The organism is Klebsiella sp. GFKo11, from assembly GCF_056490265.1.
On sequence record NZ_CM151369.1, the window covers coordinates 220,516 to 235,484 of the forward strand.

Annotated in this window: 15 protein-coding genes; 1 reads left to right on the forward strand and 14 read right to left on the reverse strand. The window is 52.9% G+C overall.

The features are described from left to right. Positions 1-198: 198 nt before the first annotated feature. The 14 genes from araD to AC07P6_RS01100 form a co-directional block, all read right to left on the reverse strand. On the reverse strand, positions 199-897 hold the full coding sequence (gene araD, locus AC07P6_RS01035; protein ID WP_478315465.1) for an L-ribulose-5-phosphate 4-epimerase: 699 nt from the start codon (positions 895-897) through the stop codon (positions 199-201). Continuing rightward, the gene (locus tag AC07P6_RS01040; RefSeq protein WP_023138218.1) at positions 891-1,751 is read right to left on the reverse strand and encodes an L-ribulose-5-phosphate 3-epimerase; all 861 of its coding nucleotides are present in this window, start codon (positions 1,749-1,751) and stop codon (positions 891-893) included. The genes araD and AC07P6_RS01040 overlap by 7 nt, the downstream gene beginning before the upstream one ends. Beyond that, positions 1,744-2,406 (reverse strand): 3-keto-L-gulonate-6-phosphate decarboxylase UlaD, encoded by a 663-nt coding sequence (ulaD, locus tag AC07P6_RS01045; protein WP_478315466.1) that lies wholly within the window; start codon positions 2,404-2,406, stop codon positions 1,744-1,746. The genes AC07P6_RS01040 and ulaD overlap by 8 nt, the downstream gene beginning before the upstream one ends. After that, positions 2,403-3,899, reverse strand: a complete 1,497-nt coding sequence (locus AC07P6_RS01050) for an FGGY-family carbohydrate kinase (protein WP_478315467.1) — start codon at positions 3,897-3,899, stop codon at positions 2,403-2,405. The genes ulaD and AC07P6_RS01050 overlap by 4 nt, the downstream gene beginning before the upstream one ends. A 2-nt stretch (positions 3,900-3,901) precedes the next feature. Then, positions 3,902-4,888: a 2,3-diketo-L-gulonate TRAP transporter substrate-binding protein YiaO gene (yiaO, locus tag AC07P6_RS01055; protein WP_434661149.1), complete on the reverse strand. Its 987-nt coding sequence runs from the start codon at positions 4,886-4,888 to the stop codon at positions 3,902-3,904. Between the two features lie 13 nt (positions 4,889-4,901). Next, on the reverse strand, positions 4,902-6,179 hold the full coding sequence (gene yiaN, locus AC07P6_RS01060) for a 2,3-diketo-L-gulonate TRAP transporter large permease YiaN (protein WP_434661150.1): 1,278 nt from the start codon (positions 6,177-6,179) through the stop codon (positions 4,902-4,904). Positions 6,180-6,181: 2 nt separating this feature from the next. Continuing rightward, complete coding sequence (gene yiaM / locus AC07P6_RS01065; protein WP_434661151.1) at positions 6,182-6,655, reverse strand: 2,3-diketo-L-gulonate TRAP transporter small permease YiaM; 474 nt, start codon at positions 6,653-6,655, stop codon at positions 6,182-6,184. Positions 6,656-6,719: 64 nt separating this feature from the next. Continuing rightward, a complete protein-coding gene (locus AC07P6_RS01070) occupies positions 6,720-7,655 on the reverse strand; it encodes a DUF4862 family protein (protein WP_434664330.1) in 936 nt (311 codons plus the stop codon). A 31-nt stretch (positions 7,656-7,686) separates the two neighbouring features. Further along, positions 7,687-8,154 carry a YhcH/YjgK/YiaL family protein gene (locus AC07P6_RS01075; protein ID WP_478315468.1) on the reverse strand — a complete coding sequence of 156 codons (468 nt, stop codon included), beginning with the start codon at positions 8,152-8,154 and terminating at the stop codon, positions 7,687-7,689. Positions 8,155-8,165: 11 nt separating this feature from the next. Next, positions 8,166-9,164: a 3-dehydro-L-gulonate 2-dehydrogenase gene (gene yiaK / locus AC07P6_RS01080; protein ID WP_434661153.1), complete on the reverse strand. Its 999-nt coding sequence runs from the start codon at positions 9,162-9,164 to the stop codon at positions 8,166-8,168. Positions 9,165-9,282: 118 nt separating this feature from the next. Next, positions 9,283-10,170: an SMP-30/gluconolactonase/LRE family protein gene (locus tag AC07P6_RS01085; protein ID WP_478315469.1), complete on the reverse strand. Its 888-nt coding sequence runs from the start codon at positions 10,168-10,170 to the stop codon at positions 9,283-9,285. Then, complete coding sequence (locus tag AC07P6_RS01090; RefSeq protein WP_434661155.1) at positions 10,155-11,264, reverse strand: ABC transporter substrate-binding protein; 1,110 nt, start codon at positions 11,262-11,264, stop codon at positions 10,155-10,157. Before AC07P6_RS01090 ends, AC07P6_RS01085 begins: the two co-directional genes overlap by 16 nt. An 11-nt stretch (positions 11,265-11,275) precedes the next feature. Further along, a complete protein-coding gene (locus AC07P6_RS01095) occupies positions 11,276-12,355 on the reverse strand; it encodes an ABC transporter permease (protein ID WP_110276267.1) in 1,080 nt (359 codons plus the stop codon). Positions 12,356-12,369: 14 nt separating this feature from the next. Beyond that, complete coding sequence (locus AC07P6_RS01100; RefSeq protein WP_478317118.1) at positions 12,370-13,890, reverse strand: sugar ABC transporter ATP-binding protein; 1,521 nt, start codon at positions 13,888-13,890, stop codon at positions 12,370-12,372. Positions 13,891-14,112: 222 nt separating this feature from the next. Here AC07P6_RS01100 and yiaJ point away from each other — a divergent pair, with 222 nt between their 5' ends. Beyond that, the gene (yiaJ, locus tag AC07P6_RS01105; protein ID WP_182235279.1) at positions 14,113-14,931 is read left to right on the forward strand and encodes an IclR family transcriptional regulator YiaJ; all 819 of its coding nucleotides are present in this window, start codon (positions 14,113-14,115) and stop codon (positions 14,929-14,931) included. The last annotated feature ends 38 nt before the right edge of the window (positions 14,932-14,969 follow it).

Consider the following 14,969-nt stretch of genomic DNA (forward strand, 5'->3'; position numbering starts at 1 on the left):
ACAACCCGGCGTGCCCGGTTTTGTAGCCCGGGAAAGTCCACGCAATATTTCAGTAAGAGACATCCCCGGATTGCGGCTGACGCCTTATCCGGGCTACAAAACCGCACGAACCCGTAGCCCGGGCAAGGCGCGTTAAGCGCCGCCCCCGGGAAAATCCGCGCGAAATTTTAGTCATAGACATCCCCGGATTGCCGGGCGTTAGTTTTGCCCATAATAGGCATTCGCGCCGTGTTTACGCAGATAGTGTTTATCGAGCAGTTCAGACTGCATATCCGGCAACTGCGGGGCCAACTGACGCGAGAACAGCCCCATATAGGCGCACTCCTCAAGGACCACGGCGTTGTGCACGGCGTCAGCGGCATCTTTACCCCAGGCAAACGGACCGTGTGAATGAACTAACACCGCCGGGATTTGCGCCGGATCCAGACCGCGCTCTTCAAAGGTTTTAATAATCACCTCGCCGGTTTGATACTCATACTCACCGTTAATTTCCTCAACGGTCATCAGCCGGGTGCAGGGGATTGCGCCATAGAAATAGTCGGCGTGGGTGGTGCCCCAGGCGGGCAGATCGAGCCCGGCCTGCGACCAGATCGTCGCATGGCGGGAATGGGTATGTACGATCCCACCGATCTGCGGATAGCGGCGATAGAGCGCCAGATGGGTCGCGGTATCGGACGACGGTTTTTTGTTGCCTTCAACGACCTTACCGCTGGCGATCTCTACCACCACCATATCGGCGGCGGTCATCACCTCATATTCAACGCCGGAAGGCTTGATGACCATCAGCTTGCGCGTTTCATCGACCGCGCTGACGTTGCCCCAGGTAAAGGTGACCAGACTGTGCGCCGGAAGCGCCAGGTTTGCCGCCAGCACCTCGGCTTTCAGTTGCTCTAACATGTGAAACCTCCTTCCTGCATCCGTGATTCAATCCAGCGGCGGGCCTGGATAATTTCCAGCACCGGCTCGCTGGCTTTCTCAGTCCACATTTCAATCAAAAATGAACCACGATAGTTCAGCTCATGCAGCGTTTTAAAAATGCCGACAAAATCAACACATCCTTCGCCAAACGGCACGTCGCGGAACTGTCCGGGGCTATCGCCGGTCACTGGCAGCGTGTCTTTCAGATGGATTGCGGCGATACGGTCGATGCCCAGTTTCAGCTCGGCGGTTACATCGTTCCCCCAGGCGCTGAGGTTGCCGACGTCCGGATAGACCGTGAACCATGGTGACGACAGCATCTCGTCCCACTTTTTCCACTTGCTGATGGAATTCATAAAGGCGGTATCCATGATCTCCACCGCCAGCATCACTTGAGCCGCTGCGGCTTGTTCCACCGCCCAGGCCAGCCCTTCGGCGAAACGTTGCTGGGTGCCTTCGTCATGCTCTTCGTAATAGACGTCGTAACCTGCCAACTGGATGGTGCGGATACCGAGATCGCGCGCCAGGCGAATGGCTTTGGTCATGATCTCCCGCGCTCGTTCGCGAACCGCTTCATCGCGGCTGCCGAAAGGGAAGCGACGATGGGCGGACAGGCACATGGATGGGATGGCGACGCCGCTTTCCAGCATCGCGCTCACCAGCGATGCGCGCTGGGCCGGCGTCCACTCCAGACGAGACAAGCGTTCATCAGTTTCGTCCACCGACATCTCGACAAAATCAAAGCCGCAGCTTTTTGCCAGCACCAGCCGCTCCGGCCAACTGAGGTCTTTCGCCAGTGCTTTCTCGTAAATACCTAATGGATGATTACGCATGCTGTTCTCCCCAGATAGCGTCAATTTGGGCGTGGAATTCGGCGGCGACCTGCGCCGGATGGGCGACACCTGCCAGCGCGCGCCCGGCGATAAATGCCTTGACGTTAATGTCGCGAAACAGTGGCAGATCGGCGGGGGTAATGCCGCCGGTAATCGATAGTTCAAGGCCGATGTCGGACAATGCTTTCATGCGCGCCAGATCCGCTTCGCCCCACTGCTGTCCGCTGGCCTGCGCATCGCGTCCGCGGTGGTAAATCGCCTGGCGAACCCCGACGCGATACCAGTCTCGGGCGTCGTCCAGCGTCCAGTTGCCGAACAGTTCCATTTGAATTTCACCGCCGCAGTCCTGGGCGACGGCGTGGCCTTCCTCGATCGTGGCGAGCGGTGCGGCGCAGATGATAGTCATCCAGTTGGCGCCAGCGCCAAAAGCCTGCTGCGCCAGGGTTTCACCGGCATCGGCCACTTTCCAGTCGGCGACAATGATTTTTTCCGGGCACTGCGCTCTCAGGGCGTTCACCGCGCGAAGGCCTTCGGTTAAACAGAGAATGGTCCCGGCCTCAACGATATCGACATGATCCTGTAGCAGGGCGACATCGCGCTGGGCTGCTTCCAGATTGGTGTGGTCGAGCGCCAGCTGCAGTAATGGTCGGCTCATAATGCGTGCTCCTTAATACGGGCGTGATAGCCCTGTAGTGCGGTAATCAAATCCTGGTATTGGCGGTATTTACGCTGATAGAGGGCGTGCGCGGTCATGTCCGGCAGCAGCGTGCGCACCGGGTGCTGCAGGTCGCGTTGGGCATCGCTGAAATCGCGATATACGCCAGTGCCGACGCGGGCGGCGAGGGCCGCGCCAAAGCAGCCGGTCTCCTCCACCTGCGGCAGTTCGATGCGCAGGCCGCTGACGTCCGCCAGCATCTGCATCCAGACGTCGGAGTGCGCCGGGCCGCCGGTGACGCGCAGGGTGTGAACCTCGGTAAAGCGTTCACGCATGCGGTTGAGGTGGGTCATATGGCTGAACACCACGCCTTCATAAACCGCCTGCAGCAGATGAGCACGGGTGTGCAGCGCCTGCATGCCGTAAAAACCGCAGGTCATCTCCAACCCGGCGTTGCTGCCGTACAAAAACGGCAGAAAAAAGAGCTCACTGCTCGATTTTGGCAGGCTGGCAACGGCCTGATTAATTTCATCGAAAGAGATCTCCCCCCACTGGGCGGTGAACCACTCCAGGTTGCCGGAAGAGGTCGGGCTGGCTTCGTGAACGATGTACTGCCCGTCATTGACGTAGCGGCCATAGACATAAGGATGGGCCTCATGCTCGCGCAGGCCGTGAGCTATTCCGCTGGTGACGGCCCAGGTACCCATTACTGCATTGAGGGTGTATTCATCTTCAATACCGGCGCAGAGTGCGGTGGAAACCACGTCAAACAGGCCGCCGACGACGGGGGTGCCCGCCGCCAGACCAGTGATGGCGGCTGCCTGAGCGGTGATTTCCCCGCATATTTCTGCTGAGCCGACGATGGGTGGCAGTGCGCCGTTGATTTCGCTGATGCCCAGCCATTCGGTCAGGTGCGGGTCGTACTGACCCGTCGCCATGTTGTAGAGATTGGACTCGGAGATATTGCTCTCCTCGCAGCCCTTTACGCCAGTTAAGCACCAGCGCAGATAGTCATGCGTCATCATCACGCAGCCAATCTGTGCATAGCGCTGCGGCTCGTTGTCTTTAATCCAGCGTAAAAGGGAGACCGGATGTCCGGTCCAGAGGGTTTGTCGAGTCAGCGGATAGAGTTTTTGGGGAATCGCCTCTTTTTGCCAGCGCTGGACAATTTCCATAGCGCGACGATCGGAAGAGAGTATCGCTTTACCTAATGGCCGATCGCTTTTATCTAACAAAAATAGGCCTTTCCCCTGAGCTGAAATACCCAGGCCGCGGATTTGTGAACCGTTCACCCCCGTGTGCACCAGCAGTTTGTTGATGACCGAGCCGAATTGTTGCCACAGTTCGGTCATATCGCGTTCAACCCAGCCTGGCTGCGGGCTTAAAGCGTGCAGCGGCAGGCGTTGCACAGCTACTTCCCGGCCTGCGCCATCGTACAATCCGGCTTTTAGCCAACTCCCACCACAATCTAACCCCAGCCAGTAGTTGCTCATCTTTATTGCACCTCATCCACGGCTTTCAGGAGGTCAGCACCCTGCGGATTGTCTTTCAGGAACATATCGCGTACCTGAGTACCGAGTGCGTCACTAAAGGCTTTACGGTCGATGTCGGTCAGGACTTCAACCCCAGCTTCTTTCATTCCATCGATAATTTTTTGCTGATCTTCGGCGACCAGCTTGCGCTGGTAGTCACCCGCTTCTTTGGCAGAGCTCAGCAGCGCTTCCTGGATGGTTGGGCTCAGGGAGTCGAATTTAGATTTATTGATCACTACCAGTAGAGGTGAATAAGCGTGATGAGTGAGGGAGAGGTATTTCTGTACCTCATAGAATTTCGCTGACCACACCACGTTGATAGGATGTTCCTGGGCATCAATCGTACGGGTTTCGAGGCCGGTATAGACTTCGGCAAACGGCATCGGAATGGGATTAGCACCGAATATTCTAAATGCGGCAATATTCATTGGGCTGTTGTTAGTACGGATTTTTAAGCCTTTCAAATCGGCTGGTGTTTTCACTGGCAGACGAGAGTTGGTGACATCGCGCCAACCGTTTTCCCAGTAGGCCAGCACTTTTAATCCCTTGGGTTCGAGATCTTTTTTCAGCTCATCACCGACTTTGCCATCAAGCGTTTTGTGCGCGTGCGCGGTATCGCGGAACAGGAAAGGGACATCCAGCAGATTCATCACCGGAGCCAGGCCGGCAAAGTTATTTGAGCCGGACATTTCCATGTCGATCATGCCGCCACGCACGCCGCTGATCATCGCCTGCGCATTACCCAGCGTACTGTCTGGAAAGAGTTTTAAAACCAACTCGCCATTGGTTTTTTCTTTTAAGAGCTCATTGAATTTTTTCGCCGCAATATGCTGCGAGTCCGTTTGTGAGGTTTCATAACCAAAACGTAAGGATTGTGCTGCCTGAGATGACATCGTGAATGTAACCAGACCAGCCATTAATAACGTGTAGGTAACAGAACGTAGTTTCATTATATTTTCCTTTTTAGCTCATCCATTTGAGAGGTGTGGTAATCAGCTCTGGAATAAAAATAAATAGGCCCAGAAGCATGAACAAAACCATGACGTAAGGCGCAACGCCTTTTACAGCATCATCAAATTTGAGTTTTGCGACACCGCAGATAACGTTGAGGACGTTACCGACGGGAGGAGTAATAAGAGAAATTGAGCAGTTGATAATAAACATGATACCGAAATAGATAGGGTCTATTCCGGCTTCTCTGACTAACGGCATTAATACCGGCGTAAGAATTAACACGGTTGGGGTCAGGTCCATTACGGTACTTATCATCATAATAGCCAGCATAATGACGATAAATAACAGTCGCGGAGAATCCACTAATGGCTGTAGCAAATCAGAGACCATCATTGGAAGTTCTGCAATGGTAATAAGCCATGCGGAAACGGCGGCAGCGGCAACTAAAAACATAACAACAGAAGTGGTTTTAGCGGCACCAACCAGAACACGATAAAGCGTAGCGAAGGTCATTTCGCGGTATATAACGACAGCAACAAATAGGGCGTAGAAAGCTGCGACGGCACCCGCTTCCGTTGGGGTGAATAAGCCTGAACGGAAACCACCAATAATAATCACGGGTAAGAATAGCGCCCAAATCCCGGATTTTAATGACTGCCAAACTTCCCGCATGGAGGCTTTGGGCTGGCGGGGCAGATTGAGTCGGCTGGCCTGCCACCACCAGGTGAGCATTAACGTCACACCCATCATGATGCCCGGCGCTATTCCGGCCATAAATAGCTTGCTGATGGATAATCCGCTGGAAACGCCGAAGATAATTAACGGGATGGATGGTGGGATAATTGCGGCAATAATTCCGCCAGAACCGATAAGTCCCGCGGCGCGGTTTACAGGGTAGTTGGCCTGGCGCATCATGGGAATCAGTAGCGCAGCGACGGCGGCTGTATCCGCTACCGCAGAGCCGGAAAGGCTCGCCATGATCATTGCAGCTAATACGCCGACATAGCCCAGACCACCGGCTTTATGTCCAACCAGCTTCATCGGGAGATCGACAATGCGCTGCGACAAGCCGCCCGCGTTCATTATCTCGCCGGCCAGTATAAAGAAAGGAATCGCCAGCAGAGAGAAGCTGTCGGCTCCGTTGACCAACGTCTGGGCGAGGATTTGTACGTCAAAGATATCCATCCAGAACATCAGCGCCACGCCGCACATCAGCAGTGACCACGCAATCGGCACACCAATCGCAATTGAGCCTAACAAGCTGACAAGAAATATTACTACGGTCATTATCAGACTCCTTGCGGTGGCTGCTGGGTTGGGGAGGCGCGCGTTATCAGGCGATATAAATGACGAATCTCAAGCAGCGCGATAACCAGGCTGGTGGGAAGGGCTGCGGCATACATCAAACCAACCGGTAAACCCAGAATTGGAGAGAGGTCGCTCCAGTCCTGGAGCGTTTTTTTTGTGGACCCTACAGCAAGCGCAAGGCAGAGGAGTAGGACGAGCGAGTGGGTTAATATCGCCATGCGTCGCTGATTATTCGGCGAGAGCTTTTCGACCAGAAAGGAAACCTGCACATGGCTACCATCCATAAAGGCCACTATCGCACCAATAAAGGTCAGCCAGACGAACAGGAAACGAGATAACTCATCTACTGATAATATGCTGGTGTGAAAACCATAGCGTAAAATGATATTAATGAAAACAATGCAGGATAGCACTGCAATTATGATTGCGAGAATGGCTTCGAGTATTCTCTTCATTAGCGTTCCTTCAAACTATTTTTCTGTTAGTGAGAACGTGAATTAAAGCGGCAAGAGAGCAATACTAAGAGCGCTCTTGATATGCTTTTCCCATTAAAGAAATACCATCGCGTAATATCTCTATACGATGCTGGACATCAGCATTAGCATCTATTTCCAACAGCTTAATACCGGAAAAATGTAATGCAGATGGCGGTGCTATATTCAATAATTCTTTAATATGGTCGAGCGTCATGATGCTTTCCGGGCAGAAAGGGGCAAAGGGAGCGTGAAGATCTTGCCATTCACCGTAATCCCCTGTTTGCGTGGTACCGGAGAACATCAGCCCATGTAATTTACCTGCGCGTTGAGCGATTAACGCATGCTGTAGCGGCAACGATGTATTCCGGCCTTCAATCGCCGAACGCGCCCAGTTAATGCAGACGCTAATGTCATAGTCAGCGATGACTTCCAGCACGTTTTCTAATGGCAGGAATCCCTTACGGGGAGTGGTGCCGGTCATGGCATCGCAATGTTCCAGTACCAGATCGCAGGACCAATCCCAACCGGCAATCTCTTTCAGTGAGCGGGCAAAGGCATCGGTGGCCTGAGCCACGTTCGGATTACCTGCCAGCGGTGCGGCATGCAGCTCAAGGGCGATGAACTTCCCGGCGCTGTTGGCATTGAGTTTATTAATCTTCTGATACAGGTGGCGATAGTAATCGACGCAGGTTTTACGCTGGGTTTCATCGCTGGAGGCCAGGCCAAAGCCACCGTTTTCACCGCGACGGCGCATGGTTTCCATAATCGCAGTCACCACAATTTGCCACTCTGCTGGAGTGTGGCGTAATAACCACTCATCACCATAGGGGTGAAGATTTTCCAGGCACGGCTGTTCCAGACCGCGGATATGCGGCGTGTCAGCAAGCTGTCGCCAGAATTCCATCTCCAGCTTTTCATTTTGTTGGTGAAATGAGGGCGCACAGGGGTACGCACCGATTATAAAGCCGGTATGATTCATTTTCATTTACCGCTCCTGAATAGAAGTTGTATTAATTCAGCGCAGTTAGCGCTATTTTGACCACAACTTTCCTTATTGCCGTTGCTTCTTTTTTATTACAGCCGGGGCGATGTACATCTTGTGGAAAAAAGATGGCGTAGCTGCCTGGTATCATTTCAAAAAAAGATTCATGTTCACTGTCGTGATAGTAAATAATGTCGCGCTGTTCCAGAAGCGACTCGCTAATTTCGTTATTTCCGGTATCGATAGCCAGCCCGATTTTTTCTTCGCCCCACGCCATAAATTGAACATCCAGATACTGGCGATGGACTTCTGGCGATATTTCCGTATAGGGCCGGGTGGTGAGATCGAGTATTTGCGCGTAAATAGTCCTTCCTTCAATTTCAACCACTCCCGGCTCCAGCGTCTGAAAATCGGTGGTACGCAGGAAGTCGAGCGCTTTTTCAATCGCTGCCGGAAGCTGGCAGGGATTTGGCTGTGAAATATGACCAAAAATCATGATGTTTCTCCCTACAGAGCTTTGATCTTCGCCCATACGCTGTCATCAACGGTGATACCGTTGCGGCGATTCTCCTCTAACAAGCGAGTGAACTCATGGCCTGGGAGGCGGACTGCGACGTTTTCATCGGCGCGTTCGGCGGTGGTGATAAAGTCCATGATGCGTTGCAGCTTGGCGTCGCGGGTCGTGCCGTCAATTAACTTATCAACTTCGATAGCGATGAAAATCTGTGAGATGCCGTATTCATCGCTGTTATCTTCGGTAACCTCAGCAACCGATGCGCCATCGGAGAGCAGCGTCGCTATCATGTCCAGCACGATGGACATACCGGAGCCTTTCCAGTATCCCATCGGCAGAATGCGCCTGTTTTTTTCAATTACGCCAGGTTCTTTGGTTAAGTTGCCATCGTCATCAAAACCCCCATCAACCGGAAGTTTACGACCAGCGAGACGGTTAACTTCCAGCATGCCGTAGGAGAACATCGACATCGACATATCAACCATGGTGATTGGCGTCGACGGGATGGCAACGATCAGCGGGTTGGTACCGATGCGACACTCTTTCGCTCCCCACGGTGGCATCACCGCAATGGAGTTGGTCCAGCAAATGCCAATGTAGCCTTTTTCTGCCGCTTGCCAGCCATAGCTGCCGCCGCGCATCCAGTGGTTGGCGTTGCGTACTGCGACCAGCCCAATACCGTGGTCGGCAGCCAGTTCGATGGCTCTGTCCATCATCTTTTGGGCGGTGAGGTTACCGATAGAACGCTGGGCATCCCACTGTTCTATCGCGCCCAGCGTGGTGATGCGTTCTGGCTGCGCGTCAGGAATAATATCGCCGTTTTCCAGTTGCTGAATAAAACGCGGGAAGCGGTTTACGCCATGGGAATAGACGCCTGATTCGGTGGTGCGTGCGAACATCTCCGCGCAGGTGTCAGCGGTTTCGGCTGCCACGCCCCGGGCCGTCAGGACGCGGGCAAACTCATTCTTCAGGTCTGCAAAACTAAGTAACATACGTCATCTCCGTTGGGTTTTTGTTTGTTTCACATAGTAAAATGTGGTTCCAAAAATATTTATTCAGGGACAAAAAAATGCTGACAGATGTTATGTCGGCACGCATTTTGCTGATCTACTAGCGGGCGTTGGCTGTGTTGATAGCTACGCGATACAGCGATGTAGTCGCCGTAATGTACAGCTCACTATTGTCCTTTCCACCAAAGGTACAGTTTGAGACGCGCTCCGGAATGGCGATTTTTTCCAGCAGAGATCCTTGTGGTGAAAGGATCAGAACACCATCTTCACAGCTGCAGTAGATATTGCCCGTCCTGTCGACACAAAAACCGTCCGGAATACCTGGGGTAATCTGGGCGATAACGTGTGAAAACAGGGCGTAATCACCTGTCAGCCTATAAGCTCGTATCTCGCGGCGACCCTGCAGCGGGAAATCAATCACCGACATATCGGCGATATAAAGCCAGCGGTCATCAGGCGAAAAGGCTATCCCGTTTGGTCGCTGTGTGTCGCAAATGGCGATGGCAACCTTCTCGCTGGTTGGATCAAATCGGTACACATAACAACCAATGACCTGGCTTTCAGCGCGATACCCCTCTTCGTTGCTGGTAATGCCGTAGGGGGGATCGGTGAACCAAATCGAGCCATCCTGACGGATAGCGACATCGTTGGGGGAATTAAACCGACGCCCTTCGATTTTATCGACCAGCATCGAGCAGGTGCCATCGGCGTCAGTACGACTAATACCGCGGCGACCATGCTCACAGGTAATGATTCCTCCTCGCCCATCAAGCGCGTTCCCATTGGCAAAATGGGACTCGGCGCGAAACAGACTGACGCCATGTAGGTCATCCCAACTGAACATCCGGTTTCCTTTAACATCGCTGAAAACCAGACGCTGCTGTGCTGGAAGCCACACCGGTCCTTCAGCCCAGATGGCGGGAGAGCAGAGACGCTCCACGCTATCAGGGCAGTGGAGGTATAAGCCGTCATTTATTTCACGCCCCATATGGCTTTGTAATGCGTGCGGTAATCGTTGCCCGGGTCAAATTCGTTTTTCTGGCCACCGTCGGCATTTATATTCTCTTTGGTGACCAGATGTGCTGGAGTGATATAGCCTGACGGCTTCTCCCCGGCAAATGCACGGTTGAATTCATCCAGTAATTGCCAACCATGCAGTTTTAATGGCTCGGGTACGGTAGCAATCTGACTTCTGTCATCCCGCACGCGCTGGTAAGCGGTAACTGAGCCATCCCCGGCAGAGATGTTGAACGGTGGCGTGCCCTTGCTGCCTTTGTTGGTGCTTTGCAGTGCGGGGGCCATAAAGTCAAAATAGAGATCGTTTATTGCCAGTGAATACTGAAAATCATCGCCATATTTTTGTATCAGGCTATAGGTCATGCCGGGCATACGATTTGACGTATCGGCAAGCGGTGTATCAATAAACTCCACGACTTTACAGCCCTGGCACTGGTTGATGACCTCTTTCATGGCATTCGCTTTATCCAGCGCGATTTGGTAGAGAGAATCCGTGAAGATCAGCACTTTTGCCGTGCCGTTTGATTGCGCAACGGCATACAAAGCAGCCATGCGCGACACCTCGTTAGAGTCAGAGGTGACATTATAAAAAATGTTGTACGAAGGCACCGGACCGGGGGCCGGTACGGCGTGCCAGGCGGTAAGAATAATGCCTTCTCTTACGGCTTTCTTCAGCGGGATTTTTGCTACGTTAGGGTTCCATCCGCCGATGACGATGCCATCAGGTTTACGGGCAATGGCCTGATTTAATGCCGCCAACTGGTCTTTAACTGACCCCGCGCCATCCAGTACGTCCAGCGACCAGCCCGCTGCCCTGGCGGCCTCGGCTAAGCCCTCTTTCACGCCAAGTACGCCGCCATTTTTCATGTCCGAGGCGATAAAAATGATTTTTTTATTCGCCTGTAATTTCGGACCCTGCGTCGGCCCATCCCAATCTGTAACCGGGGAGGTCGCTTTAGCAATGACGGCTTTGGCCTGCTCAACGAAGGCGTCTTCAGCAAGACTTGCGCTGGAGGTGATTAACAGTCCCGTCGCCAGGAAGTAAGAAACTATTTTTTTGTTCATTTTCAGTTCCTTCAGTGTGTGATTTTTTCGCCAACTGTGGAGTTTGGGCCCGGTTGTGGTCGCTGGATTAATTTTTTGCTCTGAGCGCGGCGGCGCTGTGCGTAGCCTGCCAGCGTGATGGAGAAGAGTAGCGTTGCGCCGTTAAACAGCGGCTCGACCCAGAATGCGCCACCAAATTGCTGAATCCCGGCGATGCCAATCGCCAGCACGGCGATTCCGACAACAGTTCCCCAGACGTTAACGCGTCCGGGACGAATGGTTGTACTGCCAAGAAAAGCGCCGACCAAAGCAGGAAGCAGATAGTCCATCCCTACGCTGGCCTGTCCAACACCCTGTTCGGCGGCGATGATCACACCGGTGAACCCGGTAAGCGTGCTGGAAGTAATGAATGCCCCGATGGTGTAGCGGTTAACGGCAATTCCATTGAGCGCTGCTGCAACAGGGTTACCGCCTACGGCGTACATGCATCGCCCAATCGGGGTATGTTCCGTGACTATCCACAACACAATGGCAGCGAATAGCACATAAAACGCGACAATAGGGATACCAAACACATCTGTGTGATGAAGGGCAATAAACGCATCCGGAAGATCGCCGACGATTTGCCGTCCGCCGGAGTGCCAAAGCGCAATGGCGTAAAGCACCGTCCCGGATCCGAGCGTCGCGACAAAACTGTCGATATCCGCCAGAGCAACAAGGATGCCGTTCAGCAAGCCATAGAGTGCGGAAAGTATCAGTACGATGAGCACCGCCATCGGCCAGGAAAAACCGTATTCCACTTGCAGCGTGATCGCGAGGATATGCCAGAGCACGATACCGAAACCGACGTTCAGGTCTATTTTGCCCACAATCATGGGGATGGTGGCGGCAAGCGCGAGCAGGGCTATTTTGGATTTACTGTCGAGAATAGCCTGAAGCGTTAATAACGACGCGAAAGAGGGCGTTGTCAGAGAAAACAGAGCAATCAGTAAAATACAAATCACCGGTAGTCCGTAACGGGTTGAGAACTGACCCAGCCACGGTAAAAAACCGTGTTCTTGTAATGAGACGCGAGATTCAAGCGCCGTTGATTTCATTGATGTTTTAGCCATGATTCACACCCTGGTTAATGTGCTGTGCCGCTGCCGGAGGCAAGCTCCAGTAATTTTGCGAAGGTGACATCCTGATTAATGAGTTCACCGACAATTTTGCCGCGATTAAATACCAGTGCGCGGTTACAGATATGCGCCACCTCTTCCAGGTCGTTAGAGATAACCAGAATGGCGACGCCTTTTTCTAAGGCTGCATTAAGTAAATCGTAGATTTCAGCGCGGGCACCAACGTCAACCCCGGCAGAGGGATCTTCCAGAATAAGCAGTGGCGCATTTAATGACAGCCAGCGTGCCATAACGACCTTCTGCTGATTCCCGCCTGACAGGGCGCTAATCTCAATATTGATTTGTGCCGGGCGCACATCGAACTGAGCTATTTTTTCCCAACTTAGCGGCGCTTCTCGTTGTTCGTTATAGCGAGACCAGGCTGAATGCCCGTGTTTGCAGGGATTAAGAAACAAGTTTTCGCGCACCATCATGCCGGGGACCAGGCTTTCGCCAAGACGATCGCCCGCTACGAAGGAGACGCCTGCCGACATCGCTTCTCCTGGCGTTGATGCGCGGTATGGCGTATTGCAGAGTTCAATTACGCCATGGCTTGCGGTGCGGCAGGCAAAGAGTAAACGACCGATTTCTTCCTGGCCCGCGCCGCGTAATCCCGCCAGAGCGACCATTTCACCTGCGCGCAGGGAAAAGGATACCGGGCCGGTATCGCCGACGCAGACGTTTTCCAGTTTCAATAGCGTCGGGGCCGTGCTGTCAGGTAGGGGCAAACGCTGCTTATCACGTAACGCTTCGCCTACGATCAGTTCCACCAGGCTGCGTAATGTGTAATGGGCAATATCTCCACCGCCGGCATAGCAACCATCGCGCATGGCACAGACGCTGTCGGCCATCTCCATGACTTCATCCAGGCGGTGGGTGATGTAAATCATACCGACCTGCTTTTCCCGCAGTACGTTCATGACGCGAAAAAGGTGACGAACATCATCGGCAGGCAGTGACGCAGTGGGTTCATCGAGGACTAAGACGGAGGCTTCTACGGCAACCGCACGTGCAATTGCCAGCAGCGATTTCTCCGTGCGCGATAGATCGAATACGCGATCGTCAGGATCAAGATCGATGCCGATCCCTTCCAGCGCTGCTTTGGCCTGTTCACGCGTTTTTTGCCAGTCGATCAGGCCAAAGCGGCGTGGAAAGCCCATCACCATGGCCATGTTTTCAGCGACGGTCATCCACTCAACCAGCCCTAAGTCCTGGTGAATAAAGGCGATCGGCTGTTGATTGCCTTTTTTAATTGCGGCGGCAGAGTCGATAGGTGCGCCGTTAAATTTAATTTCGCCGCTGTCGCGTGAGTAGACTCCGGCCAGAATTTTGATAAGCGTTGATTTCCCCGCACCGTTTTCACCTAACAAGGCAACAACCTGGCCTGGGTAGATGTCCAGGCTGACATCATTAACGGCGACATTACCGCCAAAGCGTTTGACGATATGACGCATAGATAACAGGGGCGGTATGGCCGTTTTTTCCGTCATCATAATGAGCTCCCGGCACGTTTTTGGAGTGCTTATTGAACTTTAAATTTCAATATGCGAAATCTGATTTCAAATATAACGATAGGTTTTTCACAAAGCAATCTGTTCATTGATTTAAAAAATATTATAAAATCAAATGATTATAAATTATCTGTCGAGATCGTGAACTGAAACACACTTTGCGCTACCATCAGAGCGCGACGAAAAAGTGGAGCGGAAGCGATGGTCACAAAAGAGTGCGAAATGACGCAAGATAAAGAGAGGCCTGCGGGAAGTCAGAGTCTGTTCCGCGGTTTGATGCTGATTGAGATCCTTAGTAATTACCCGAACGGTTGCCCGCTGGCGCACCTGTCGGAGTTGGCAGGGTTGAACAAAAGTACTGTCCATCGTTTATTGCAGGGGCTGCAATCTTGCGGATACGTGACGCCGGCCCCGGCTGCGGGGAGCTATCGCCTGACAACGAAGTTTATTGCTGTCGGTCAGAAGGCCTTGTCATCGCTCAATATCATCCACGTCGCGGCACCACACCTTGAGGCGCTCAACCTGGCGACCGGTGAGACGGTGAACTTTTCCAGCCGTGAAGATGATCATGCGATTTTGATTTATAAGCTAGAACCGACGACCGGTATGCTGCGCACTCGCGCCTACATTGGTCAGCATATGCCGTTGTACTGCTCGGCGATGGGCAAGATCTACATGGCGTTTGGTCATCCTGATTATGTTGAGAGCTACTGGAATACTCATCAGGACATTATTCAGCCGTTGACCCGTAATACCATTACCGGCCTGCCTGCGATGCATGATGAACTGGCGCAGATCCGCGAGCGTAATATGGCAATGGACAGGGAAGAGAATGAGTTAGGCGTTTCCTGTCTGGCGGTGCCGGTTTTCGATATTCATCGAAGGGTGCCTTACGCTATCTCCATTTCTCTATCGACATCGCGCCTTAAGCAGGTGGGGGAAAAAAATTTACTCAAACCGCTGCGCGATACGGCAGAGGCTATTTCCCGTGAGCTGGGGTTTTCCGTGCGCGAAAATTAAGGCAAATGCCCAGATCGTTGCGGATATCTGATAAAAAA

Coding starts and splice junctions, on each gene's coding strand:
- AC07P6_RS01050 (WP_478315467.1), bottom strand. CDS start 3,899: ATGAGCAACTACTGGCTGGGGTTAGATTGTGGTGGGAGTTGGCTAAAA.
- AC07P6_RS01090 (WP_434661155.1), bottom strand. CDS start 11,264: ATGAACAAAAAAATAGTTTCTTACTTCCTGGCGACGGGACTGTTAATC.
- yiaO (WP_434661149.1), bottom strand. CDS start 4,888: ATGAAACTACGTTCTGTTACCTACACGTTATTAATGGCTGGTCTGGTT.
- AC07P6_RS01085 (WP_478315469.1), bottom strand. CDS start 10,170: ATGGGGCGTGAAATAAATGACGGCTTATACCTCCACTGCCCTGATAGC.
- ulaD (WP_478315466.1), bottom strand. CDS start 2,406: ATGAGCCGACCATTACTGCAGCTGGCGCTCGACCACACCAATCTGGAA.
- yiaK (WP_434661153.1), bottom strand. CDS start 9,164: ATGTTACTTAGTTTTGCAGACCTGAAGAATGAGTTTGCCCGCGTCCTG.
- AC07P6_RS01070 (WP_434664330.1), bottom strand. CDS start 7,655: ATGAATCATACCGGCTTTATAATCGGTGCGTACCCCTGTGCGCCCTCA.
- AC07P6_RS01040 (WP_023138218.1), bottom strand. CDS start 1,751: ATGCGTAATCATCCATTAGGTATTTACGAGAAAGCACTGGCGAAAGAC.
- AC07P6_RS01100 (WP_478317118.1), bottom strand. CDS start 13,890: ATGACGGAAAAAACGGCCATACCGCCCCTGTTATCTATGCGTCATATC.
- araD (WP_478315465.1), bottom strand. CDS start 897: ATGTTAGAGCAACTGAAAGCCGAGGTGCTGGCGGCAAACCTGGCGCTT.
- yiaJ (WP_182235279.1), top strand. CDS start 14,113: ATGGTCACAAAAGAGTGCGAAATGACGCAAGATAAAGAGAGGCCTGCG.
- yiaM (WP_434661151.1), bottom strand. CDS start 6,655: ATGAAGAGAATACTCGAAGCCATTCTCGCAATCATAATTGCAGTGCTA.
- AC07P6_RS01095 (WP_110276267.1), bottom strand. CDS start 12,355: ATGGCTAAAACATCAATGAAATCAACGGCGCTTGAATCTCGCGTCTCA.
- AC07P6_RS01075 (WP_478315468.1), bottom strand. CDS start 8,154: ATGATTTTTGGTCATATTTCACAGCCAAATCCCTGCCAGCTTCCGGCA.
- yiaN (WP_434661150.1), bottom strand. CDS start 6,179: ATGACCGTAGTAATATTTCTTGTCAGCTTGTTAGGCTCAATTGCGATT.